The sequence below is a fragment of the Streptomyces sp. MAI_2237 genome, from assembly GCF_054189285.1.
Window position 1 is genome coordinate 1082393 of sequence record NZ_JAJPGQ010000002.1, and the last position, 25109, is coordinate 1107501.

The 25109-nt window shown below is 71.8% G+C and carries 19 protein-coding genes; 3 read left to right on the forward strand and 16 right to left on the reverse strand.

Annotated features, from left to right (window positions below; all coding sequences use genetic code 11):
• Positions 1-124: 124 nt before the first annotated feature.
• Complete coding sequence (locus LN251_RS09725) at positions 125-742, reverse strand: hypothetical protein (protein WP_458244049.1); 618 nt, start codon at positions 740-742, stop codon at positions 125-127.
• Positions 743-1062: 320 nt separating this feature from the next.
• Complete coding sequence (locus LN251_RS09730) at positions 1063-2835, reverse strand: trypsin-like serine protease (protein WP_458244159.1); 1773 nt, start codon at positions 2833-2835, stop codon at positions 1063-1065.
• 503 nt (positions 2836-3338) lie between these two features.
• Here LN251_RS09730 and LN251_RS09735 point away from each other — a divergent pair.
• Entirely contained in the window at positions 3339-4613 is a 1275-nt protein-coding gene (locus LN251_RS09735) for a hypothetical protein (RefSeq protein ID WP_458244050.1), read from the forward strand.
• Positions 4614-4629: 16 nt separating this feature from the next.
• Here the strand turns inward: LN251_RS09735 and LN251_RS09740 are convergent, their stop codons facing one another.
• From LN251_RS09740 to LN251_RS09770, 7 genes are all read right to left on the reverse strand, one after another.
• Positions 4630-5787, reverse strand: a complete 1158-nt coding sequence (locus LN251_RS09740; RefSeq protein ID WP_458244051.1) for an SUKH-4 family immunity protein — start codon at positions 5785-5787, stop codon at positions 4630-4632.
• A 323-nt stretch (positions 5788-6110) separates the two neighbouring features.
• Positions 6111-8420 (reverse strand): xanthine dehydrogenase family protein molybdopterin-binding subunit, encoded by a 2310-nt coding sequence (locus LN251_RS09745; protein WP_458244052.1) that lies wholly within the window; start codon positions 8418-8420, stop codon positions 6111-6113.
• On the reverse strand, positions 8417-10225 hold the full coding sequence (locus tag LN251_RS09750; RefSeq protein ID WP_458244053.1) for a 2Fe-2S iron-sulfur cluster-binding protein: 1809 nt from the start codon (positions 10223-10225) through the stop codon (positions 8417-8419). Before LN251_RS09750 ends, LN251_RS09745 begins: the two co-directional genes overlap by 4 nt.
• Positions 10222-11115, reverse strand: a complete 894-nt coding sequence (locus LN251_RS09755) for an FAD binding domain-containing protein (protein ID WP_458244054.1) — start codon at positions 11113-11115, stop codon at positions 10222-10224. Before LN251_RS09755 ends, LN251_RS09750 begins: the two co-directional genes overlap by 4 nt.
• Positions 11116-11375: 260 nt before the next feature.
• Entirely contained in the window at positions 11376-13028 is a 1653-nt protein-coding gene (locus LN251_RS09760; RefSeq protein WP_458244055.1) for a beta-N-acetylhexosaminidase, read from the reverse strand.
• 90 nt (positions 13029-13118) lie between these two features.
• On the reverse strand, positions 13119-13403 hold the full coding sequence (locus LN251_RS09765; RefSeq protein WP_058925017.1) for a DUF3039 domain-containing protein: 285 nt from the start codon (positions 13401-13403) through the stop codon (positions 13119-13121).
• 29 nt (positions 13404-13432) lie between these two features.
• Positions 13433-14005 (reverse strand): YqgE/AlgH family protein, encoded by a 573-nt coding sequence (locus LN251_RS09770; protein WP_174267348.1) that lies wholly within the window; start codon positions 14003-14005, stop codon positions 13433-13435.
• A gap of 253 nt (positions 14006-14258) precedes the next feature.
• Here LN251_RS09770 and murA point away from each other — a divergent pair, with 253 nt between their 5' ends.
• The gene (murA, locus tag LN251_RS09775) at positions 14259-15599 is read left to right on the forward strand and encodes a UDP-N-acetylglucosamine 1-carboxyvinyltransferase (protein ID WP_458244056.1); all 1341 of its coding nucleotides are present in this window, start codon (positions 14259-14261) and stop codon (positions 15597-15599) included.
• Between the two features lie 446 nt (positions 15600-16045).
• Here murA and LN251_RS09780 read toward each other — a convergent pair whose 3' ends face one another.
• The 6 genes from LN251_RS09780 to LN251_RS09805 all read right to left on the reverse strand — a co-directional run bounded on the left by LN251_RS09780 (position 16046) and on the right by LN251_RS09805 (position 23152).
• Positions 16046-16327, reverse strand: a complete 282-nt coding sequence (locus LN251_RS09780) for an HU family DNA-binding protein (RefSeq protein ID WP_004000874.1) — start codon at positions 16325-16327, stop codon at positions 16046-16048.
• A gap of 323 nt (positions 16328-16650) precedes the next feature.
• Positions 16651-18066 (reverse strand): NAD-dependent malic enzyme, encoded by a 1416-nt coding sequence (locus LN251_RS09785; protein ID WP_058925014.1) that lies wholly within the window; start codon positions 18064-18066, stop codon positions 16651-16653.
• 357 nt (positions 18067-18423) lie between these two features.
• Entirely contained in the window at positions 18424-20793 is a 2370-nt protein-coding gene (locus LN251_RS09790; protein WP_458244057.1) for a HelD family protein, read from the reverse strand.
• A gap of 82 nt (positions 20794-20875) precedes the next feature.
• The gene (locus LN251_RS09795) at positions 20876-21697 is read right to left on the reverse strand and encodes an anti-sigma factor family protein (RefSeq protein ID WP_458244058.1); all 822 of its coding nucleotides are present in this window, start codon (positions 21695-21697) and stop codon (positions 20876-20878) included.
• Positions 21697-22218, reverse strand: a complete 522-nt coding sequence (locus LN251_RS09800) for a sigma-70 family RNA polymerase sigma factor (protein WP_010039908.1) — start codon at positions 22216-22218, stop codon at positions 21697-21699. Before LN251_RS09800 ends, LN251_RS09795 begins: the two co-directional genes overlap by 1 nt.
• A gap of 328 nt (positions 22219-22546) precedes the next feature.
• Positions 22547-23152, reverse strand: coding sequence for a CGNR zinc finger domain-containing protein (locus tag LN251_RS09805; protein ID WP_458244059.1), 606 nt, complete (start codon positions 23150-23152; stop codon positions 22547-22549).
• Between the two features lie 160 nt (positions 23153-23312).
• Between LN251_RS09805 and LN251_RS09810 the strand changes: the two genes are divergently transcribed.
• Entirely contained in the window at positions 23313-23819 is a 507-nt protein-coding gene (locus LN251_RS09810) for an anthrone oxygenase family protein (protein ID WP_458244060.1), read from the forward strand.
• Positions 23820-23854: 35 nt separating this feature from the next.
• Here the strand turns inward: LN251_RS09810 and LN251_RS09815 are convergent, their stop codons facing one another.
• Positions 23855-25015, reverse strand: a complete 1161-nt coding sequence (locus tag LN251_RS09815; RefSeq protein ID WP_458244061.1) for a uroporphyrinogen-III synthase — start codon at positions 25013-25015, stop codon at positions 23855-23857.
• Positions 25016-25109 lie beyond the last annotated feature (94 nt).

Sequence of the window (25109 nt, forward strand, 5' to 3'; positions counted from 1 at the left end):
GACCTGCACCGTGAACGCCCGTGAACGACCCCGAACGGCCGCGCGGACAGTTGGAAAGCGTGTTGGGGGCCATCCGCGCGCGTGACCGCAACGGGAAGCCCGTGGCGTCACGACACCCCGAACATCAGCGAGGCTCGGAGGGTGGAGTCTGAACCGGGATGTCGCCCACAGCGAGCGCCGGCAAGTACAGACGTGAGTGGACGAGCTGCGCAAACGTCATCATTTGAGCCTGCAGAGGGGCCGTCGTTGACACGAAGCGCTCCGTCTGGCCTGGAGGACGGCCCGAACCATCGAGGCTCTGCGCGAGCCACTCATCACCATCGTGGATCAGTGCATCGTGCGCCACGTAGACGGCGTCCAAGAGCTGGCTAAGAGAGTCCTGTTCATCGACTGAGAGCATGAGTCTCAAGACCCACTCGGCTGCTTGCATCTCGCGTATCCGGTCGTGCACGGCGAGGCGCTTAGCGTGGAAAACGTCGGCAGAACCATCCGCACCCTCGATTTGCTGTCGCACTACGCGCATTTGACGTCGGACTGTGTCCACCGACAAGATCAGCTCCGCGCAAGCCGTCCGCTTACGGTCGATCGTCTCCACGTACTGTGCAGACTCGTGTTGCAACCGGGCGATGTCCAGATGCGAACGGCTTTGGAGTCGTGCGCTCGCCCACGTGGTTAGCGCACCAACGACGGCCCCGCTGGCGCCCAATGCCGCCCCCACGACCACTGCCCACTGACCATCCATGGGCGAGACAGTATGACGTGGGTGACCAGCGACGCGAGACCAGGGGCGACCGTCTCAGTTTCCGTCTCATTCATCGCTGTACGCGGCCGTCCGGGGCAGTGCACGCTGCCTCAACGGCCACGGCGTCCGTCCGGCATTGAACGCAGACGAGCCCGCCGGGATCACACTCTGGCTGGCCCGGACAAACCTGCAAAGCGCGCCTTGTGGTCGGCCCGGCTCGAACTCGGGGAGAGGCCGTACCACGCACAGTGCCCACCGCCTCTGGGCGATGGGCACTGTGCCTGGCCGTTCCCTCAGGTGAGCCTTACTCACCTGCGGGTTCAGCCCCACATGTCGTAGTACTGGAAGCCGTTGCCGACCGAGACCCGTGTGGCGAAGATCCCGGTGGTCGCCTGCCCGGTGCCCTTATAGAGGTAGAGCGTGCCGCCGGGGGTGCGGGCCAGGAAGTCGGCGAGGCCGTCGCCGGTGATGTCGCCGACCGCGTCGAAGGCGTTGTAGCCGGTCCAGGCGCTGCGCACCTTGATCCGGGAGGAGAAAGCCTCGGAGCCGGTCTTGCCGGTGCCCTTGTACAGGTACAGGTCGCCAGTGCTGGCCTGGCGGGCGATCAGGTCGGCCCTGCCGTCGCCGGTGAAATCGCCGTGGCCGCGCACGGAGTTGTACTGGTTCCACCCGGTGCGGCACGAGAAGCGGGAGCCGAAGGTGCCGTTGCCCTTGCCCGGGTAGATCCACAGTGTCCCACTGGAGTCCACCGACAGGATGTCGGGCACGTAGTCGCCGGTGACGTCACCCGGCGCGATGATGCGGGTGCGGGTCTTCCAACCCGTGAAGATCTTCGTGTCGGTCCAGGAGCCGTCCGTGCGGGCGCTGTTCAGCACGAAGTGCTCCCAGTAGACGTCACCGGTGGAACTGACCCGGTAGATCAGGTCCTGGTAGCCGTCGCGGTTGAGGTCCGTCTGGAGGGCCAGGTTGACGCCACCCCAGTTGCCCCAGGAGGATCGGGCGCCGAAGGAGGTGCCGCCGGAGTTGGAGTCCTTCTCGTAACCGGTCTTCGTGGAGGATTCCCGGACGAAGATGTCGGCCCTGCCGTCGGGCTTGTTGTTGAAGGTGCTCAGGTTCGTGTCGTCGATCTGGTGGTAGGCCGAGCCTACGTAGAAGCTGGTCTTGGTGAAGACGCTGTAGTCGCCCTGCTTCACGCAGTCGTTGTAGTAGCCCCAGGAGGCCACGCCTGCGATCCTGCCGCCCACCACGAGTGGGCCGCCCCAGTCACCGTCGCAGATCGCGCTGGTACCGGTGTCGCTCCCGGTCTGGGTGCCCGCGCAGGCCATGCGCCCCGCGACGAAACCCGTGTCGTAGACGCCGGAGCAGGTGCTGTCGGACTGCAGGGTCAGTGTGGCCGCCCGCAGCGTCTGGGAGGTGTCCTGGCTGGTGGAGCTGGTACGGCCCCAGCCGTAGACCTTGGCCTGGGTGCCGACGGCGTAGGAGGCGGTGTCGCCGGAGGTGACCATGCGGATCGGCGTGGCCTTGACCGGGACGGCCAGGGTGAGCAGGCCGAGGTCGTCCTGGTTCCTCCCTGCCTCCCTGTCCACCGGGTCGTATCCCCCCTGCCACCACTGGCGCAGCACGGCCGTGGCCTGCCCGCCGTGCAGGTCCGTGGTGCCGGTGGAGTCGGTGGTGGGCAGTTGGTCGGTACCCGTGACGACGACGCCGTAGGTCTTCCAGTCGTAGTCCCTGTTGTCGTTCCTGAGGCAGCGGGCGGCGGTCAGGATCTTCGTCGGCGCCACGACCGCACCCCCGCAGAAGACGTTCACGTCGTCGCTGGTGTCGGTGGTGTTCCTGTCGTTGTGGTACCAGAGCTGGGCCATCCACGGGGCCGTGCTGATGGTGGTGTCGGTGCCACCGATGAGCATCGGTACGGGGCTCGACGTGTTCGTGCCGGAGCTCAGCGACGACATCTTGGTGGCCTGGCTAGTGGCGGCGTCGTCGGCGAGGGCGCCCGCGATGCGCTTCTCCAGGGTGGAGAACGACGGTGAGCCGATGGCTGGCTTGACCGTCGGGATCGGCACGGCGGTGGCCGCACTGGCGGAGGAGGTCATCACCGCGACGGCGACGGCCGCGGCGACACCGGCGGCGGCGACGGGCAGGGCGATGCGTATCCGGCGTCTGTGACGGCCGCCGGACGGGGTCGTGGTCAAGGAGTCTCCCCAGAGGAATATGAGACTGATCGGACGCCTGGGGCGCCCCTCCTCTCAGCGCCGAGGAACCGATCTCCGTTACTGAGTATTTACCGAACATTCGTCGCGCACTTACCAGTGATCTCTAGGCGTGATGGGTTTGTCCGGTAGCGCCTCCGTCTCAGTTTCCGTCTCGTTCGTCCCCGTCCACGGCCGGCCAGAGCCGTTCACTCCACCACGACGGGCAGGGCACCCGTACAGGAACGAACGCCACTGGACACTCCCGGATCATGTCCTGACCAGGCCGGACAAACCTGCAAAGCGAGTTACGCGGGTTCGATTCCCGCCACGGCCTCCGATGTGTTCGTCTCCTCCTCGACGGCAGCACAACCCCGGGCGCCCCTCGGGGGTCCATCACATGACCGGTGGGCGAACCACCGGTCGTCGTGCTGTCTGTCTTCGACGAGGAGATCCACGTGCGCCAGCGCATGCGCTCGTACATCCGGGCCTCGGCCGCCTTCGTGGCCGCCGTCGCGATCGCCGGCGGGGTCGCTCCCGCGGCGCATGCCGACGGTGACGGCGCCGATCTGGTGGTCTCGGCGCTGCCGGCGGCGGCGCCCAAGCCCGGTGAGGTGTACGACCAGGACGTCGTCGTCACCAACAAGGGGACCGCGGCCGCGGACGGGGTCAGCTTCCGGGTGCGGTTGACCCGGGGGCTCGACTTCCCGGAGCCGGTCACGGGCTGCACCTACTCGACCGTCGCGGACCAGGTCCGGCAGGCCGTGTGCGCGCTCGACGAGGTCGTCGAGCCCGGCGCCTCCATCAAGACCGCCGTACGGTTCAAGGCGCTGCCCAAGGCGCTGATGGAGGCCGTCGAGTACGGCACGGGGAAGAGCGGGGAGACGCCGGGCGAGGGCTTCGGCGACAGCTACCGGCGGCTGGCCCTCGCCGCCGACAGCAGCGCCGATCTCGTCGCCGTCGGCGACGACACCGAGGCCCTCGCGGGGGACCGGCAGTCCGTCACGGTGGCCCTGCGCAACGACGGCCCCGGCTGGATACGCAACCAGGAGAGCGACGACCAGCCCGCGCTCATGGTGCACATCCCGGCGGGCACCGAAGCCACCAAGGTGCCCGAGGAGTGCTCGCCGTTCGGGATCGACGGGCCGAACGCTCCCGGCGGGACGCCGGGCCGAGACGTGTACGTCTGCACGCCCGCCGACCACACCACCGAAGTCGGCCAGTCGCTCCTCTACACCTTCATGCTGAAGATCGACGCCGATGCGAAGACCACCACCAGTGAGGTGAAGGCGACCTCGGTCTACGACATCCACCCGGCCTTCGACAAGAACCCGGCCGACGACAAGGCCCAGATCCACATCGCCATCCCCACCGACAACGAGGAGGACCCCACCACCTCGGGCGGCTCCACCGGCGGTTCCACGGACGGCGGTTCGACCGGCGGCGGGTCCGGCAGCGGCGGCCACGGCAACGACCCGCAGGGGCAGGCCGCCGGTGGTACCGGGGCCTCGGGTACCTCGGCGGGCGGCGCCTCCAGCGGCGGCTCGGTGACCGGCAGCCTGGCGAGCACCGGCTCCGACGGCATCCCGGCGGTCGCCGGTGTCGCGAGTGCCGCGGCCGGACTCGGCGGCCTCCTCGTCCTCGCCGCACGCCGGCGCCGCACGGGCACCAGGGCTTCCTGAGTCCGGGCGGCGTCCCTCAGAGCACTCCGCCGGCCTCGTCCTGGAATGCCTGCGTCCAGTAGTGCCAGTCGGCCGGCGTGGTCGCGGCCGTCGGGTCGACCGAGGCGAGCACCTGGAGCATCGTCGCGGCGAGTTGGTCGTAGGCCCGGGTCGTGAGTTCGTGGGAGAGGTACTTGTCGATGCCTCGCTCGCGGTGGTGCAGCCAGAGGGTGAAGGCGAGCGTGGAGACGTCCGTGTTGAGCGGGTGGAGTCTCGCCTCAGGCTCGCTCCAGTTCAGGACCTCGCCCGTCGCGCCGTCCACCACCAGGCTGTTGTCCTCGACGAGGTGGCCGAGGCGTATCAAGTGGTCGGCGCGGGCGGGGAGTTCGAACGGCGAGGCGGTGCCGGGGCGGTCGTCCGCCGCGTACTCCGCGAGGGTCTGCAGCGGCACCTCCGTGTCGAGGTGGAACAGGACCGTGTCCTCCGGCAGGCCCGTCTCGCGCAGGAAGCGGCGGGTCGGCTCGTGCGTGAGCGTGGCCGGGAAGTCGACGTCCTCGTAGCGGACCACGCGCGCGTGGCCGAACTCTTCGTCCAGCAGGCGGGCGGGGACGTCCAGGGTGAGGCCGGTGCGCGTTCCGGGGCCGGCGGCGAGGGCGAGGGGGCGGATCAGCGCGGCCGCCTTCCAGTACGGCGGGACCCGGCCGTCCGTGTCCTGCTCGAACAGCGCCAGCAGCTGCCGGGACGCCTCGGCCGCCGCCTTGCTGCCGTGGCGCCCGGCGAAGGACGCGAACTGCCCCCGCAGGTCCGCCAGTTCCTCGGTGACCGCGGCGAACCGCACCAGCGCCTCCAGCGAGGGCGCCAGGGGGCGGTCGTCCCGCGCCTCGAAGAGGTACGCCGTGCTGATCTCGCCCGTGCCGCCGTCGAGGAGGATCGACTCCGCCTCCATGCCGGCGGGCGCGAGGAGTTCGCCTATCACCAGCCGGTCCCGCAGCCCGCGGCCCGGTCCCGGCGCCGCGTCGGTGCTCTCCGCCAGCGTGCGCAGGCCCTCGGTGCGCAGCACGGCGAACGTCAACAGGGCGCTGGCGCCCGGCAGTCCGGGACCCGTCAGCCGGCGCCGCGTCGGGCCGTGCGTGACGTACGGGTCGAGTTGGTCCTCGGTGAACGTGATCGCCGCGACGGCGGTGTCGGTCGTCATGCCTTCTGCTCCCCCGGATTTCCCGCTGCGCCCGGCCCGCTGTGCCCGCCCGCAGTCCCGCACGGGGACAGCCGACCGGACATGGACGCGACCTGCCGTCCGCCTCGTGGCCGGCAGCCGTCCCACTGCTCGGAACAGTACGCCCCGCCACTGACAACGGCCCCTGAACACAAGACGCTCGGGGCACCCTCCCGCGTTCCCTCCACGCGAAACCAGCGAGACCCGCGAGACCAGCGGGATGCGCCGGCCCCCGCGGGATGCGTTGCCCCCCGATACGCCGCCCTCCGTCCGCCCCCGGACACCTCGAAGGTGTCCGGCGGCGGCTACTGCGACGTGACGACCGCGGCCTGGGGGCGGATCGGCAGGCGGTTGACCGGGCGGCCGGTCGCGGCGCGGACGGCGGAGGCGATCGCGGCGGGGGACGTGACCACGGGCACCGCGCTCACCGCCTTCGCGCCGAACGGCGCCACCACGTCCCGCTCCTCCACGAGCTTGACGATGCGGATGTCCGGGGCGTCCAGGGCCGTGGGCAGCGCGTAGCCGGTCAGGTCGGGGTGGCGGATCAGCCCGCGCGCGGTGCGCAGGTTCTCCGTCAGGGCGATGCCCACGCCCTGGGTGACGCCCGCCTCGATCCGGGCGGCCAGCTGGGCCGGGTTCAGGACGCGGCCGACGTCCTGGGCGAGCGCCAGCTCCACGACCCGTACCGAACCGAGCTCGATGTCGACGTCGACCACCGCGCGGATCGCGCAGAACGCCATGCCGACGAACGCGTCGCCCTGGCCGGCCTCGTCGAGCGGCTCCGTGGGGTGCGGCCGGCACTGGGCGGTCGCCCACAGTTCCTTGCCGTCCATCGCCTCGGTGACGGTCGTCGACAGGACTCCGTCGTACGAGGTGATCTTGCCGTCGGTGATCTGCAGCAGCTCGGTGGACATGCCGAACTTGTGGGCGAGCGGCTGCAGGAGCTGGGTGCGGACCATCTTGGCCGCGCGTTCCACCGCGCCGCCGGAGACCCAGGTGTGGCGGCCGCGGCAGCCCGCGCCGGCCGGGGGCTGGTCGGTGTCGACGGGGGCCACGTGCACCTCGTCGATGCCGAGGGTCTCCTGGACGATCTGGCGGGCCAGCGTGGTGAAGCCCTGGCCGGTCTCGACGGCCGCGCAGAGCACGGTCGCGACGCCGTCCTGGACCTTCACGGTCGCCGTGGAGACCTCGTCGGCGCCCTCCGCGCCGAGCATGTGGACCATGCCGAGGCCGTAGCCCACGCCCCGGCGGACCGCGCCCGGCTCGCCCGCGCCCTCGGGGCCGCCGGGCAGCAGCCACTCGTCCTCGGGGGTGTCCTTGGGCAGCGCGGGAAGCGGGAAGTCCCGTACGGCCTGGAGCAGTTCGGCGACCGGCGCCGGGCAGGTCACCGTCTGCCCGGTCGGCAGGACGTCACCGGTGGCCAGGACGTTGCGCAGGCGCAGTTCGGCCGGGTCGACGCCGAGCTTCTTGGCCAGCTTGTCCATCTGGGCCTCGTAGGCGGCGCACACCTGCATGGCGCCCTCGCCGCGGACGTGGCCGGAGGGCGGGTTGTTGGTGCGTACGGCCCAGCCCTCGATGAAGGCGTTGGGCACGACGTACGGGCCGCAGGCGAAGCCGACGGCGGCGGCCAGGGCCTCGGAGGAGGTGTCGGCGTAGGCGCCCGCGTCGAGCAGGATCTGCGCCTCGACCTTGACGAGCCTGCCCTCGGCGTCGGCGTGGTGGCGGTATCTGAGCAGGGTGGGGTGGCGGTGGACGTGGCCGAGGAAGGACTCCTCGCGCGTCGCGGTGAGTTTGACCGGGCAGCCGGTGCGCAGGGCCAGCAGGCCGAGCGGGAGCTGGAAGCCCTGGTCCTCGCGGTCGGCGGTGGCGCCGGGGACACCGGTGACGACGATCTTGACGCGCTCGGGTTCCAGGCCGTAGCAGGCGGCGGCCGCGTCGCGGTCGGCGTGCGGGTCGGTGGAGGCCAGGTAGAGCTCGACGCCGCCGTCCGGGCGCGGGACGGCGAGGCCGGCCTCGGCGCCGATGGGGGCGGGGTCCTGGCGGCCGATGCGGTACAGGCCCTCGACGACGATCTCGCCGGCCGCGTCCGGGTCGCCGTGACGCAGCGGGATGTGCCGGATCAGGTTGCCGTCGGGGTGCAGCGGCTCGGCCTCGAAGGCCTGCTCGGGGTCGGTGACGGGGTCGAGGACCTCGTACTCGACCATGATGGCCGCGGCGGCCATGCGGGCGGTGTCGGGGTGGTCGGCGGCGACGGCGGCGATGGGTTCGCCGTGGTGGCGTACGACCTCCGAGGCGAAGACCGGGCGGTCGGCCGTGCCGCGGCCGTGCAGCGGGGTGCCGGGGACGTCCTCGTGCGTGACGACGGCCCGGACGCCGGGCATCTCGCGCGCGTGGGAGGCGTCGATCGACACGATGCGCGCGTGCGGGTGCGGGGAGCGCAGGACGGCCGCCCACAGCAGGCCCTCGGCCCACAGGTCGGCCGCGTACGGGAACGTGCCCTCGGTCTTGGCCCGGGCGTCGGCGGCCGGCAGGGAGACGCCGAGGCCGTGCGGGATCGGCTCGGGGGCGGGTGCTGCCTCCGCGGCGGTGGTCGCGGTGGCGGCTTCGTTGCTCACGCCTGGCCTCCGTCCTGTCCGTACGCCTGGTCGTGCGGGGCGGGGTCGAACGCCGACGGGTTGACACCGCCGGCTCCGGGACCCGCCTGGTGGGGAATACGTGCGTCGTCGCCGTCGTGTTCGGCGTCCGCGGCGTGGTGCGCCTGCCGTTCGGCGACGACCTCCTGGACGGCGTCGACGACGCCCCGGTAACCGGAGCAGCGGCACAGGTTGCCGCACAGGGCCTGGCGGGTCTCCAGCTCGGTCGGCGCCGGGTTGCCCTCGAGCAGGTCGTGCACGGTCATCGCCATGCCGGGCACGCAGAAGCCGCACTGGACGGCGCCGCAGCGGGCGAGCGCGCGCTGCACGTCCGAGGGCTGCCCGTCCTCGGCGAGGCCCTCGACGGTGCGGACCTCGCTGCCGGCGGCGGTCACGGCGGGCACCAGGCAGGAGGCGACGAGGCGCCCGTCGACCTGGACGTTGCACGCCCCGCACTCGCCCTGGGAGCAGCCGTCCTTGGCTCCGGCGAGGCCGAGGCGCTCGCGCAGCACGTAGAGCAGCGACTCGCCGATCCAGGCGTCGGAGACGGGGCGTTCCACGCCGTTGACGCGCAGGACGTAGGCGGCGAGGGGGTGCTCCTCGCCGGGCAGCGCGGGCGGGGGCTCCTCGGAGGTGTCCGGGGTGTCCTCGGCCGGTGCGACCTCGGAGTCCGGGCCGTCGGAGGCGGGCGCGGTGTCGGCGGTGTCCCGACCGTCCTCCGGCGCGGTGGCGGCTCCGGCCGCGGCGGACTCGGCCTCCGCCCCGTCACCGGGCGCCGTGAACGCCTCTACGGGGCCCTCGGCGCCCTCGGTGGCCTCCTGGGCCGCCTCGGCCACCGCGGCGGCCTCACGGGCGTCGTGGACGGCCTGTGAGGCGGCTGCGGCGGCGTCGGAGGCGTAGCTCTCGCCGTGCCCGGCGGTCGGCGGTCCGGCGGGGGCGGTGGCAGGCGATGCCTCCCGCGGCTGTTCGCCGGCGTGCCCGCGCGCGGCGTCCGGCGCGTATTCGGTGCCGTCCTCGTCCGCGGGTCCGTGTCCGGTGGGCTCCCGGTGGTGCGGCTGGTGCGGGCCGGGCGTGGCGCCGGGGCCGTGGCCGCCCGGCATCGGCGGTGCGCCGGGGTGGCCGTAGGGCTGCCCGCCGTCCGTCGGGGCCGGGGCGGTGTCCGTGCCCGCGGCCGACGCGAGGGGCCGGCCGGCGCCGTCGGTTCCCGTGGGCTCCGCGGCCTCCTGTCCCCAGGGCAGGCCCGCGCCCTCCGTCGCCCAGGGGGCGGCCGCGCCGCCGGGGAGGGTCGCCGGGGGCGTCCCGCCCCACTGCTGGACCAGGGACGACGTGGTGAACTCGCCCGATTCGTCCGGAAGGTCACCGCCTGCGACGGGAATCGACCACTGGCCGGTGACGTGCTGACCGGACCCGGGCCCGCCCTCCGCGCGCGGCGGCTCCTCGTAGGCCCACTGCTGCGTGGTTGCGGGGTTGTACGTGAACTGGTCGCTCCCGGCGCCGTGCGGCACGGCGTTGGGGTCGGGCCACTGGGCGCCGTCGGCCGGTGCGCCCCAGGCGCCCGGGGCCTCGGGGTCGGTGCCCGGGCCCGGCGTGGACTGAATCTGCGGCGGCACGTAGCCGTGGCCGCGTGCGGCGAGGGGGCTGTCCGCGGCGGCGAGGAGGGCGTCGATGCCGCCCTCGGGAAGCTTCACGAAGGCGGTCGCGCCGTCGTCGTAGTCGCCCTGGGGCAGCGGGTCCCAGCGGCCGCCGCTCTGGGGCGGGGTGCCCTCTCCGTGCTGGTCGTCGGTCACGACAGCGCCCTCCCCAGTGCTCGTCGGGCCAGTGCGGCGACGGTGCGCCGCAGGTGCAGAACGGCGGGCGGAAGCTGCGGTACGGAGCCGTCGGCCTCGGGGGCCGGGTCGGGGATGCAGGCCGCGGCGACGTACTCGCCGAAGGCGTGCAGCGCCTCGGGGACGATCGCGCGGCCGTTGTCCCAGTCGATCAGCCGGGCGACCCACTGCTCGGCGTCCAGCGGGCGCAGCGGCATCGGCGCTATGGCACCGACGGCGCACCGCACGCCGCGCCGCGCGGGGTCCAGGACCAGGGCGACGGAGGCCAGCGCACGGCCCGGTCCGGTCCGGCCGGTCGCCTTCAGGAAGACCTGCGGCGCGTGCAGCAGGGGCACGCGCACGTACCCGATGAGTTCGCCGCCGCGCAGCATGTCGACGCCCGCCAGCAGGTGCGACACGGGGATCTCCCGGCGGGCTCCGCCCGGGCCCGCGATGACCAGTGTCGCCTCCAGGGCGGCCAGGACCGGCAGCGCGTCCCCGGTGGGCGCCGCCGTGGCGATGTTGCCGCCCAGGGTGCCCGCGTTGCGGATCTGCGGCGGGCCCGCGGCGCGGGCGGCGGCGGCCAGCGCCGGGATCAGGGCGGCGAAGTCGGGACGGCCCATACGCGCGTGCGTGAGGCCGGCGCCGAGGAGTGCGTGCCCGTCCTGGTACTGCCAGCCGCGGATCTCGCTGATCCGCCCCAGGCCGACCAGGGCGGCGGGCCTGAGCTGTCCGGAGTTGACGGCGGCCATGAGGTCGGTGCCGCCCGCCACGGGCACGGCGGCGGGCGTGGCGACGAGGGCCGCCACGGCCTCGTTCAGCGTCGTGGGCAGCGTGACGGACTGCGCCGCCTGCGGTGCGTGCGTGGTCAAACCGGCTGCCCCTTCCCGCTGCCCCACCTGGTCCCACCTGTGTTGCCGTACGGTACGTGCTGACAGGGCGGACGTGGCAACTCTGGCACATCTTCGAGGCACCCGAAGACGTGGGTCCACTACGAGGCATTCGCCCCCGCCACCTGGGAGATGGTCCGTTTTGGCACGGCATCGCCGGTGCGCGCGATTTGCCACTCTTCGGTGATGCTTACGACGGTTTTCCACCGCGCGTTCGGGAGGGCCGGTTGCCCGTTCGGGGACTACCTGTTCGGGGGCGCGCCCTCGATCGGGCGGCCGGGCACCCCGGGGCGCCGCTGCCACGGCCGGGGCCCGGACGGTGGCCGATAGCCGACCCCCAGGGCGTCCAGCCGCCGGTAGTGCTCGGCCATCCGCTCCTCGAATCCGGCGAAGTCCCGCTGCTCGGGGGCCGGCAAGCGGCTCCAGGCGACCTCGGCGAAGGCGGCGAGCCTGGGGAAGGCCTGGTAGTCCACGCGCGCGTGGTCCTCCATCACCTCGGTCCACACGTTGGCCTGCGCGCCGAGGACGTGCGCGGCCTCCTGGGGCGTCAACTCCGGCGGCACGGGCTCGAAACGGTAGACGTCCTCCAACGTGCGGACGTAGCCGATGGGCACCGGCTCCTCCGTACCCGCGTCCTGACGGTAATCCAGATACACGTACTGCTCGGGGCACATGACGACGTCGTGGCCGGCCCGCGCGGCGGCGACCCCGCCCGCGTAGCCCCGCCAGGACGAGACCGCGGCACCCTTCGCGAGGCCGCCCTCGAGGATCTCGTCCCAGCCGATCAGACGGCGTCCGCGCGCGGTCAGCCAGGCGTCGAAGTGGCCGACGAACCACGCCTGGAGGCCGTCCTCGCCGTCGAGTCCGAGGTCACGGATGCGGGCCTGCGCGGTCGCGGACGCGGCCCACTGGTCCTTGAGGCACTCGTCGCCCCCGATGTGAACGAAACGCGAGAACCGCGCGGCGTCCGCGGGGAAGAGACCGAGCAGCTCCTCGAAGACGTCCTCGTAGAAACGCAAAGTGGTGTCGGTGGGGGCGAGTACGTGGGGAGAGATTCCCCAGTCGTCCCAGACGGAGAGGGCGGTGGTGTCGATGACGTCGGTGTTGCCCAGTTCCGGGTACGCGGCGATGGCGGCCTGCGAGTGCCCCGGTACGTCGATCTCGGGGACGACGGTGATGTGCCGCTCGGCGGCGTAGGCGACGATCTCCCGGATGTCGTCCTGGGTGTAGAAGCCGCCGTGGGGTCTGCGCTCCCACAGCGGCGAGGCCCGATGGCCGAATCTCGTCCGCGCCCGCCATGAGCCGACCTCGGTCAGCCGGGGGTACTTGAGGATCTCGACCCGCCAGCCCTGGTCGTCCGTCAAGTGCAGGTGCAGGACGTTGAGTTTGTGCGCGGCCATCAGGTCCAGGTAGCGCAGGACGCCGTCCTTGGGCATGAAGTGCCGGGCCACGTCGAGCATGAGGCCGCGCCAGCGGAAGCGGGGCGCGTCGCGCACGGTGACCGCGGGCACCTCCCACTGCCGCCCGGAGGTGACGGGGGCGCGGCGGAAGGCGTCGGGACCCAGGAGCTGGCGCAGGGTCTGGGCGGCATGGAACAGTCCGGGCTCGGCGGCCGCCCGCAGCGTGATCGCGTGCCGGTCGACGGTCAGGCCGTAGCCCTCGGGGTCATCGGACTCCCGCGGGTCGAGGCGCAGGACGATGCCGTCGCGGTCGCCGGTGTGCGGCGGCAGCGGCAGCCCGGTCGCCGCGCCGACCGTGGCGCGCAGCCACTGCGCCACCCGCTCGGTGCCCGGCCCCGCGTCGATGCCGGAGCCGGCGTCGAGCAGATGGCCCGCGCCGTCGCCCGGCGGCGAGAACTCGGCGGGCGCGGGAACCAGCCCCGTCCGTACCGTCACATCAGCCCCTCAGCGTCGCGCAAAAGGTCCCCGGGGCACGCCGGAAGGCGCCCCGGGGACCCGACGGAGCCCGGCCGGAGACCGGCAGGGCTACTTGTCGCCGCCCTTGCCCTTGTCGCCGCCGCCGGCGCCCATGGAGTCGTAGATCTCCTTGCACATGGGACACACGGGGTACTTCTTCGGGTCGCGGCCCGGCACCCAGACCTTGCCGCACAGCGCCACGACGGGGGTCCCGTCGAGGGCGCTCGCCATGATCTTGTCCTTCTGGACGTAGTGGGCGAAGCGCTCGTGGTCGCCGTCGCCGTGGGACACCTGTGGCGTCGGCTCTACGAGGGTCCCCGTACCAGTCCCGCGCTCGGGCTCGAGAGTGCTCATGCCGCCAAGGGTACTGAAGCTCACACGCATCAGTTGAGCGAAGGGTCGTCCGGGTACGTGGCCACCATCGCGAGTTCGTTGCGCTGCCGGCGCAGGACCTCGCGCCAGAGCCGCTCGGGGGCCGGCGAGGAGACGTCGCCGGGCTCGGACTCCACCACGTACCAGGCGCCGTCGACCAGCTCGTCCTCCAGCTGGCCCGGGCCCCAGCCCGCGTACCCGGCGAAGATCCGCAGCGAGCCGACGGCCGAGGCGAGCAGCTCCGGCGGTGCCTCCAGGTCGACCAGGCCGATCGCGCCGTGCACCCGGCGCCAGCCGAGCGGGGCGCCGTCGACCGAGGAGCCGCCGGGGATGACGGCGACGCCGAGCGCCGAGTCGAGGGAGACCGGGCCGCCCTGGAAGACCACGCCGGGCTCGCCGGCCAGGTCCGCCCAGCCCTCCAGGATGTCGCCGACGTCCACCGGCGTCGGACGGTTGAGGACGACACCGAGCGAGCCCTCCTCGTCGTGGTCGAGAAGGAGCACCACCGCACGGTCGAAGTTCGGGTCCGCCAGGGCGGGTGTTGCCACGAGCAACCGCCCTGTGAGCGAGGACACCTCGGTCATGCCAGACATGATCCCGCATCTTGCGGCGACTCGGGGAGGCAATGGGGGTAAGAAGGGTGATTGCAGCTCAGGGTGCAAGGAAGCGCGCCGGGCGCACACGTGCCGCCGGTGACCCCATGTGCCCGACAGGGAACGGCCCGTGTTGTGACACAGCTATGACATAGCTGGGCCGTACTTGGGCTTACTCAAGGGGGGTGGGCGGCGATTACTCTTCCCTTCTGGCCCCTGCCCCACTCATCGGAACGCGAGTTACATGACCGTCAACGACGATGTCCTGCTTGTCCACGGCGGAACCCCGCTGGAGGGCGAGATCCGTGTCCGCGGTGCGAAGAACCTCGTACCGAAGGCCATGGTCGCCGCCCTGCTGGGCAGCTCGCCGAGTCGACTGCGCAACGTTCCGGACATCCGTGACGTGCGTGTCGTACGCGGTCTGCTGCAACTGCACGGGGTGACGGTCCGTCCGGGTGAGGAGCCGGGCGAGCTGGTGATGGACCCGTCGCACGTCGAGAGCGCGAACGTCGCCGACATCGATGCCCACGCCGGTTCGAGCCGTATCCCGATCCTCTTCTGCGGCCCCCTGCTGCACCGCCTCGGCCACGCCTTCATCCCCGGTCTCGGCGGCTGCGACATCGGCGGCCGGCCCATCGACTTCCACTTCGAGGTGCTGCGGCAGTTCGGCGCGCGCATCGAGAAGCGCGCGGACGGGCAGTACCTGGAGGCGCCGCAGCGGCTGCGGGGTACGAAGATCCGGCTGCCGTACCCGTCCGTCGGCGCCACCGAGCAGGTGCTGCTGACGGCGGTGCTGGCCGAGGGCGTGACGGAGCTGTCCAACGCGGCCGTCGAGCCGGAGATCGAGGACCTGATCTGCGTCCTGCAGAAAATGGGCGCGATCATCGCGATGGACACCGACCGCACCATACGCATCACCGGTGTGGACACTCTCGGCGGCTACAACCACCGCGCGCTGCCGGACCGTCTGGAGGCGGCCTCCTGGGCGTCCGCGGCGCTGGCGACCGAGGGCGACATCTACGTCCACGGCGCCCAGCAGCGCTCGATGATGACGTTCCTGAACACCTACCGCAAGGTGGGCGGTGCCTTCGAGATCGACGACCAGGGCATCCGCTTCTGGCACCCCGGCGGGCAGCTGAAGTCCATCGCGCTGGAGACGGACGTGCACCCGGGCTTCCAGACCGACTGGCAGCAGCCGCTCGTGGTCGCCCTGACGCAGGCCACGGGCCTGTCCATCATCCACGAGACGGTGTACGAGTCCCGGCTCGGCTTCACCTCCGCGCTGAACCAGATGGGCGCCCACATCCAGCTCTACCGCGAGTGCCTGGGCGGCTCCGACTGCCGCTTCGGCCAGCGCAACTTCCTGCACTCGGCCGTCGTCTCCGGCCCGACCAAGCTCCAGGGCGCCGACCTGGTCATCCCCGACCTGCGCGGCGGCTTCTCGTACCTGATCGCCGCCCTCGCGGCCCAGGGCACCTCCCGGGTCCACGGCATCGACCTGATCAACCGAGGCTACGAGAACTTCATGGAGAAGCTGGTGGAGCTCGGCGCCAAGGTCGAACTCCCCGGCAAGGCGCTCGGCTGACCCCAGACGCGACTCCCCGGCCCCGGACACGCCGCCTCGGCTGGGGGTCCGGGGGTCATCCCCCGGGCAGACACAGCATGGAGAAGCTGGTGGAGCTCGGCGCCAAGGTCGAACTCCCCGGCAAGGCGCTCGGCTGACCCCAGACGCGACTCCCCGGCCCCGGACACGCCGCCTCGGCTGGGGGTCCGGGGGTCATCCCCCGGGCAGACACAGCATGGAGAAGCTGGTGGAGCTCGGCGCCAAGGTCGAACTCCCCGGCAAGGCGCTCGGCTGACAGTGTTCATGGCGATGGGGCGGTCACCCGGAAACCGGGTGACCGCCCCATCGGCGTTCAGGTTGCGCCCCCGAAAGGGGCGCGGGGAACTGCGCGACCGGCCACGGCCGGCCCGCAGTCGCCCACGACGCTCATCGCCACGGCGCTTCGAACGGCGCTCGAAGCGGAGCGCTTACTTGCCCTTGGCGGCTTCCTTGAGCTTCGAGCCCGCGGAGACCTTCACGCTGTAGCCGGCCGGGATCTGGATCGGGTCGCCGGTCTGCGGGTTGCGGGCGGTGCGAGCGGCACGGTGGGTGCGCTCGAAGGTCAGGAAGCCGGGGATGGTGACCTTCTCGTCGCCCTTGGAGACGATGTCGCCGACGACCTCGGCGAACGCGGCCAGGACGGCGTCGGCGTCCTTGCGGGTCACCTCGGCGCGGTCGGCCAGCGCGGCCACCAGCTCACTGCGGTTCATGTTGTTACTCCCGTGTTCTTCTTGCCGTTGGGGTGTGCCACCCGGCGAGAGCCGCATGGTGGCACAGCGAAGCCGATGCGCTCGCGCCCAGGGACGCATCCTGCCCCTACCTGCGACGGGAAAGCCAATCCGGCACCCGTCGGAGGCGTGAGACCACCCGAGGGAGTCACACGAAGGAGGGCCTGGGAGGCCTGAGCGCGGCGCCGCCACCCTAGAGGGTGGCGCCGGACGCCTGGTTCCACGACTCGCCGTATGCCGATCGTGGTGATGCTCACAAGCCCGCGCACGCCATGGCCGGGCCTACTAGGCACCGTACGCCACGTCTACGGGGCGACGCCTGCCGCCTTGGCCGCCTCGCGCACCGCTCCGGCCACCGCGCCCGCGACCTTGTCGTTGAAGACGCTGGGGACGATGTAGTTCGGGTTGAGCTCGTCCTCGGTCACGACCTCCGCGAGGGCGGTCGCCGCGGCCAGCATCATCTCGGTGTTGACGGTGCGGGACTGGGCGTCCAGCAGGCCGCGGAAGACGCCCGGGAAGACCAGCACGTTGTTGATCTGGTTCGGGAAGTCGGAGCGGCCGGTGGCCACGACGGCCGCCGTCTGACGGGCGATCGCCGGGTCCACCTCGGGGTCGGGGTTCGCGAGCGCGAACACGATCGCGCCGTCGGCCATGGCGGCCACGTCGTCGCCGTCGAGGACGTTCGGGGCGGAGACGCCGATGAAGACGTCCGCTCCGCGAACGGCCTCCTTCAGCGTGCCGGTCAGCCCCTCGGGGTTGGTGTTGTCGGCGATCCAGCGCAGCGGCGAGTCGGCCGCGGCCTCGCGCAGGTCGTCGCGGCCGGCGTGCACGACGCCGCGGATGTCGGCGACGACGGCGTTCTTCACGCCGGCGGCGAGCAGCAGCTTGAGGATGGCGGTGCCGGCCGCGCCGGCGCCGGACATCACGACCCGGATGTTCTCGATCGGCTTTCCGGTGCAGCGCAGCGCGTTCTTCAGGGCGGCCAGGACGACGATCGCGGTGCCGTGCTGGTCGTCGTGGAAGACGGGGATGTCCAGGGCCTCGCGCAGCCGCGCCTCGATCTCGAAGCAGCGGGGGGCGGAGATGTCCTCGAGGTTGATGCCGGCGAACCCGGGGGCGATCGCCTTGACGATCTCGACGATCGCGTCGGTGTCCTGGGTGTCGAGGCAGATCGGCCAGGCGTCGATGCCGGCGAACCGCTTGAACAGGGCCGCCTTGCCCTCCATGACCGGCAGGGCGGCCTTGGGGCCGATGTTGCCCAGGCCCAGCACGGCCGAGCCGTCCGTCACGACCGCAACGGAGTTGCGCTTGATGGTCAGACGGCGGGCGTCCTCGGGGTTCTCGGCGATGGCCATGCAGACGCGGGCCACGCCCGGGGTGTAGACCATGGACAGGTCGTCACGGTTGCGGATGGGGTGCTTCGACGCCATCTCGATCTTGCCGCCGAGGTGCATCAGGAACGTACGGTCGGAGACCTTGCCGAGGGTGACACCCTCGATGCCCCGCAGCTTCTCGACGATCTCCTCGGCGTGGGCCGTGGAGGTGGCGGCGATGGTGACGTCGATCCGGAGCTTCTCGTGGCCGGAGGCGGTGACGTCGAGGCCGGTCACCGAGCCTCCGGAGGACTCCACGGCGGTGGTGAGCTGCGATACGGCGGTTCCGCTCGCGGGCACCTCCAGCCGGACCGTCATCGAGTAGGAGACGCTGGGCGCCGTTGCCATGGCCGACTTCCTCTGCTTTCACCGTGTGACGCTGGTATGCCGTCCGATCGTCGCACCTACCCCTGAGTACGCGGTAGCCGCCTTGGATTGCGGACGTTTTGTTCACAGGGCGGTGGCGTTTTCGGAAAACGAATTCCACCATACGAGAAGCGATCAGGCAAAGAAAGAGGCCCACGTCACGTCGTGACGTGGGCCTCCTCAACGTTCAGTGGCACCGACCCGCCATGCTCGCCTCGCGGCAAGTGGTCCCTCTGAGGGACGAAGGTTGGGCCCGGGGGCTTGGATCGAGCCGGTGCCACACCCAGGCTAACAAACAGATCCCGTAAGGCCATTCCCGTACCGAGAGTTCATGCGCTTCTAATCCCTCAGCAGGTCCGGCACCCCGTCCCCGTCCGGTTGGTCCCTGTCCGTCGAGACGAGCGTCAGCTGCTGCGTCGCCCTGGTGAGGGCGACGTAGAGCACCCGCAGACCGGCCGGGGACTCGTCGGCGATCTCCGCGGGCGAGACGACCACCGTGGCGTCGTACTCCAGGCCCTTCGCCTCCAGGCTGCCGAGGGCCACCACCCGGTCGCCGAGTCCGGCCAGCCACCGCGCGGCCTCCTCGCGCCGCCGCATGGCGACGACGACGCCGACGGTGCCGTCGACGAGGTCGAGCAGGCGGGCGGCCTCCGCGCGGACGGTCTGCCCCAGGGACTCCCGCTGCACCACGAAGCGCGGCCGCACTCCGGTGGAGCGGACCGCCGAGGGGGCCGTGGAGCCCGGCATGGCGAGGGCGAGGACCTTCGCCGCCAGCTCGGCGATCTCCGCCGGGTTGCGGTAGTTGACGGTGAGCTCGAAGCGGCGGCGCGGGCGGGTGCCCAGGGCCTCGTCGCGGGCCTCGGCCGCCTCGTCGACGTCCGACCAGGAGGACTGGGCGGGGTCGCCGACGACCGTCCAGGTGGCGTGCCGGCCGCGGCGGCCGACCATGCGCCACTGCATCGGCGTGAGGTCCTGGGCCTCGTCGACGATGACGTGGGCGTACTCGGTGCGCTCCTGGGCCAGCCGCTCGGCGCGCTCGCGCTGGGACTCCTCGCGCACCGGCATCAGCTCGTCGAGGCCGGTCAGCTGGTCCAGCGGGTCCAGCTCGCGCTTCTTCCTCGGGCGGGCCGGGACGCCGAGGATCGCCTGGAGTTCGTCGAGCATGGCGATGTCGTGCACGGAGAGCCCGTCGCGTCTGAGTGAGCGGGCGACCCTGCGGACCTCGCCGGGGTTGAGGATCCGGCGGGCCCAGCGGCCCAGCCGCCGTTCGTCGGTCATGGCGGCGAGGACGGCCCTCGGGGTCAGCTCGGGCCACCAGGCGTCGAGGAACTCGACGAAGGAGTCCTCGGAGGCGATGTCCTCGTCGAAGGAGGAGCGCAGCTCGGCCGCCAGCTCGGGGTCGGTGTGCCGGCCCGCGGCGCCGGACTGCTCCCACAGGGCGTCCAGGAGCAGCTTGCGGGCGCGCGGGCGCAGGAGGTTGACGGGTGCCGTGCCGCCGAGTGCGGTGCGGCGGACCCGTTCCAGCGCGGGCGCCTCCAGCTCCAGACGCCGCCCGAAAGCGACGACGCGGAGTCGGGTCGGGGTCTGTGCGGGAGCCGCAGCGTCGCCGTCGCCGTCGTCGCCGAAGGCGAGCTGCCCGGTGGGCGCGGCGCCGGGCCGCCCCAGCTCCAGCGCCCCTCGCGCCGCCTTCCGCAGCACCTTCAGCATCCGGTACGAGCCCTTGGCGCGGGCCACCGACGGGGCGTCGTACAGCGTGGCCTCGGCGCCGTCGACGAGCGAGCCGATCGCGCGGATGGCGACCTGGCCCTCCTCGCCCAGCGACGGCAGCACGCCCTCGGTGTAGGCGACGAGCAGCGGGGTCGGCGAGACGATCAGGATGCCGCCCGCGTACCGGCGCCGGTCCTGGTAGAGGAGGTAGGCGGCGCGGTGCAGGGCGACGGCGGTCTTGCCGGTGCCCGGTCCGCCCTCGACGTACGTCACCGAGGCGGCGGGGGCGCGGATGACCAGGTCCTGCTCGGCCTGGATGGAGGCGACGATGTCGCGCATGGTGTGGCTGCGGGCCTGCCCGAGGGCGGCCATGAGGGCGCCGTCGCCGATGACGGGCAGCTCGCGGCCGTCGAGGAAGGCCCGCAGCTCGGGCCGCATGAGGTCGTCCTCGACGCCGAGGACGCGCCGCCCCTTGGAGCGGATGACCCGGCGCCGCACGACCCGCCCCGGGTCGACCGGGGTGGAGCGGTAGAAGGGAGCGGCTGCCGGGGCCCGCCAGTCGATGACGAGGGGCGCGTAGTCGGAGTCGAGGACGCCGATGCGCCCGATGTGCAGGGTCTCGGCGATGTCGGCCGTGCCGTCGTCCCGGACGGCGCCGTCGGCGGGTTCGACGGCGGTGTAGGCGCCGTCGGGACCCTTCTTGCCGTCCTTGCCGAGGAGGAGGTCGATCCGCCCGAAGAGGAAGTCCTCGAACTCGTTGTTGAGCCGGTTGAGGTGGACGCCGGCCCGGAAGACCTGGGCGTCCCGCTCGGCGAGGGCGCCGGGCGTACCGACCTGGCCGCGCTTGGCCGCGTCGTTCATCAGGAACTCGGCCTCGTGGATCTTCTCCTCGAGCCGCCGGTACACCCGGTCCAGATGTTCCTGTTCGACGCTGATCTCTCGTTCACGACTCGAGTCGTGATCCGAGCCGACCGCGGTTTCCTGCTGAGCCTGAGCGGCCACCGGGCCCCCTTCTGACGTGCTGGGCAGCCGTCAACCGTACGCGAAGGGGACCCGGCAAAGCTACGTGGACACAGGAGCAGTCCTACGCGTCGACCTGCACGAGCTTCTTGCCGTCGAAGGTCATGACCTCGAAATGGTCGATCTCGTTGGGCTTGAAGGCGGCGCCGCCCTGCGCGTACAGGGGCTGCTTCGACTCCGGGGTCTTGCCGTTCGGGATGCCGTATCCCCACTTGGGGACCGCCCAGGTCGACATCGTCTCGCGCTCGCCGTTCTTGCCCACCGCGATGAGCGAGCACTTCAGCGGGCCCTTGACGTTGCTGAGCTCGACGACGCCCCAGGTGCCCCAGTCCTTCTGCTCCATGGCCACGGTCGCCTTGACCTTGGAGGAGGCATCCGTCGCCGAGACCTTGGCGTCGATCGCCTTGAAGGACGCCTTGGCACCGGCCGCCAGCGGGGTGGCGTTCTTCGCGCCGGAGTCGCCGCCGGTCGCCGCCATGACGGTCAGCGGACCGCCGATGATCAGTGCGGCAGCGGCCGCCACCAGGTAGAACCCCTTGCGCCGCTTGACCGCACGCCGCTCCGCGACCTCGTCGACCAGCTTCTCGGCGAGCCGCGGGCTGGGCCTGGCGGAGAGGGACTCCCCTATGGCCGGCGTGCCCGTGCCCGGCAGGTCCGCGAGCGCCGCCAGCATCGGCTCCATTCCGGCCAGCTCGTCGAGCTGCCGCGCGCACCATTCACAGGTGGCGAGATGTGCCTCGAAAGCGGTTGCCTCGGCGTCGTCGAGAATGCCGAGGGCGTAGGCGCCGACCGTCTCGTGCTCGCTCGGGCCCGGAGATCCCATCATGGGTCCAGACATACCCGACCCACCTGTGCCGAATCCCTGGTTTCCCCCGTAAACACTCATCACGCCGTCACCCCCCGCTCCTCCAGTGCGAGCTTCATCGACCGCAGGGCGTAGAACACCCGGGACCGCACAGTGCCACTGGGAATGCCCAGCGTCTCGGCAGCCTCATTGACGGTACGCCCCTTGAAATACGTCTCGACGAGCACCTCCCGGTGGGCCGGGGTCAGGTCGTCCAGCGCATCCGACAGCGTCATCAACCACAGCGCCTTGTCGATCTCGTCCTCCGCGGGGATGACCTCCAGCGGCGACGGATCGACCTCCTGCGGCCGGGCCTGCCGGCTGCGGTGGCCGTCGATGACGATGCGCCGAGCGACCGTCACCAGCCAGGGGCGTACCGATCCGGTCGCTCGATTGAGCTGGCCGGCGTTCTTCCAGGCACGGATGAGTGTTTCCTGCACCACGTCCTCGGCTCTCTGGCGGTCACCCGCGACCAGACGAAGGACGTACGCAAGGAGAGGTCCGGCGTGCTCCCGGTACAGGGCACGCATCAGCTCCTCATCAGGTTCCGAGGGCTGGGACATGCGATGTCGGGCCCTCGATCCACGTTCATTGGCCACGACGGAATCCTTGCGCACGCCCACCTCCGATGTCCGGGGGTTCCCCCAGTCGGTCGCTCGTGCACAGGTACGGATGTGGCATGCGTCATGTTCAAACTACGCCGACACTTTTCTTCGGGGTGTCGTGATGAGAGGGACATGAGAGCACATTCCCACCGCGCGATCTTTACATTTCCGCCACACCGGCAACATCACGTCGACTGACCGTGACGATCGAAGGCCAAACGGAGTGTTGTCGAAATCACTTCGACACCACACAACCCTGTCCTCTCAGAACGCGCATACCGGACAGCTAGGCGCGCGCGAGAGCGGCCCGGCGGCGGTGCCGGGCGACCCTTTCCCGGTTCCCGCAGACCTCACTGGAGCACCAGCGCCTCCTGCGCCCCCGGGACGAATCGACATAAACGATCGGGCAGTTGTCCCCCTCGCACTGCCGCAGCCCCGCCCGCGCGACAGGGTCGGTGAGCAGCCCCACGAGGTCCCGGGCGACGGTCCCGAGCAGCGCCGCGCACGCGGGCGGGCCGTCCAACTCCCTGATGAGCGACCCGTCCTCGCCGCGGACGGCGCGCGGGGCCGGGGGCGCGACGAGAGCGATCTCGTTCACCCGGCCGAGCGCGATGTCGTACGACGGCCGGGTCCGGGCGGTGACGCCCACGGCCGTGCCGCGCACCAACTGCCCCACATGTCCCCTCAGTTCCCGGAACCCCACGAGCCACGACGCGTCGGCGTGCGCCAGCGAGGTGCCCGGTGGCACCAGCCCCGCCCCCACGATCCAGGCGCACAGCACCTCGACCGAGTCGAACCGTTCCTCGGGATGCGTGGTCGCGAGGAGATCGAGGCAGATCCGCCCGGAGTCGAAGCGCAGTTCGTACGCGGGCGTGGCCGTACCCAGTGCCATGTGCCTGTCACCGCCTAGGGGTTACCAGGGACCGGGGAAGCGTTCCTTCTTACAGTGCCCTCCCCCGGCCACGGCTGGAACCCCTTCCGCTGGACGGGCGCTTATGCGGCCGCGCGTCTCGGCGATGTCCCCGGCGGAATGGGGTCCGTTGACTGGGCGCATGACACGAAACAGGACCGCCGCGGGAGCCGTACTGGGCGCGGCCACGGTCGCCATGGGCCTGATCGCCGGGGTCTACTTCGTCTTCGCCTGCTGTGTGATGCCGGCGCTGGCCCGCAGCGACGACCGGACCTACGTCCAGGTCATGAACGACATCAACGACGTCATCCAGAACCCGGTGTTCTTCCTCGCCTTCCTGGGCGCGCCGGTGCTGACGGCCGTCTCGGCGTGGCAACTGCGGGATCGGCCCTGCCGATCATGGATCCGGACGGCCCTGGCCGCGTACGTGCTCGGCTTCCTGACGACGATCGCCTTCAACATCCCCCTCAACGACGCCCTCGCCCACACGACCGACCCGGCGACGGCACGCGAGCACTTCGAGGACCCGTGGGTCGCGTGGAACGCGGTACGGGCGGGGCTGACGGTGGTGGCACTGGGGTGCCTGGCACGGGCGTCGGTGCTGTACGGGCGCCGGACGCCACCTCCCGGCCCGTCCGGGGGAGTGTGAGGACGAGGCCGTTCAGGCCGGCACACGGCACCGCCTCACACGTCCGCGTACTTCGCGTCCGCCGCCGGATCCAGCGCCAGCCGGTACCCCCGCTTCACCACCGTCTGGATCAGCTTCGGCGCCCCGAGTGCCGTCCGCAGCCGGGCCATCGCGGTCTCCACCGCGTGCTCGTCGCGTCCCGCCCCCGGCAGCGCCCGCAGCAGCTCCGCCCGGGCCACCACCCACCCCGGCCGCCGGGACAGGGCCCGCAGCAGGGACATCCCGGCCGGCGGGACCGGCTTCAACTCCCCGTCCACCAGCACCGCGTGGCCCCGGATCTCCACTCGGTGCCCGGCGACGGGCAGCGCGCGGGCCCGCCCCGGCAGCTCCTGGCACAGCAGCTGCACGAGCGGCCCGAGCCGGAACCGCTCCGGCTGCACCGTGTCGACACCCCGCGCCTGCAGCGGCAGCGCGGTGACCGGTCCGACGCAGGCGGGCAGCACGTCGTGGTGGAGCGCGGCGATCAGCTCGGGCAGCAGGCCCCGCTCCTCGGCGCGGTTCAGCAGCGACGCCGCGGCCGGTGCGCTGGTGAAGGTGAGCGCGTCAAGGCCCCGGGAGACGGTGGCGTCGAGCAGCCGGTCCACCGGCCCGATGTCCTCCGGCGGCATCCACCGGTACACCGGCACCCCGACGACCTCGGCGCCCGCCTCGCGCAGCGCCTCCACGAACCCCGGCAGGGGCTCGCCGTGCAGCTGTATGACGATCCGGCGCCCCTCGACGCCCTCCTCCAGCAGCCGGTCGAGCACCTCGGCCATGGACTCGCTGGACGGCGACCAGTCCTCGGTGAGGCCGGCGGCCCGGATCGCGCCCTTGACCTTGGGTCCGCGCGCGAGCAGTTCGACGGTCCGCAGCCGCTCCAGCAGCGGTTCGCCGAGCCCCCACCCGTCGGCGGCCTCGACCCACCCCCGGAATCCGATGGCGGTCGTCGCCACCACCACGTCCGGCGCCTGGTCGATCAGGTCCTTCGTCGCCGCCAGCAGTTCGCTGTCGTCGGAGAGGGGCACGATGCGCAGGGCGGGTGCGTGCAGGACGGCGGCTCCCCGTCGCTGCAGCAGTGCGCCCAGTTCGTCGGCCCGGCGGGCGGCGGTCACGCCCACCGTGAAGCCGGCCAGGGGCCCGTGCTGCCCTGACTGCGGTCGCTGCTGTTCGTCGTACATGGCTCTCGTCCCGAAGTCGAGTCGTCGTACAGGAGGTACGGCGGTACCCACATGCCGATCGAGCCTGTCAACGGTGCGTGACAGGCTCGGTTCG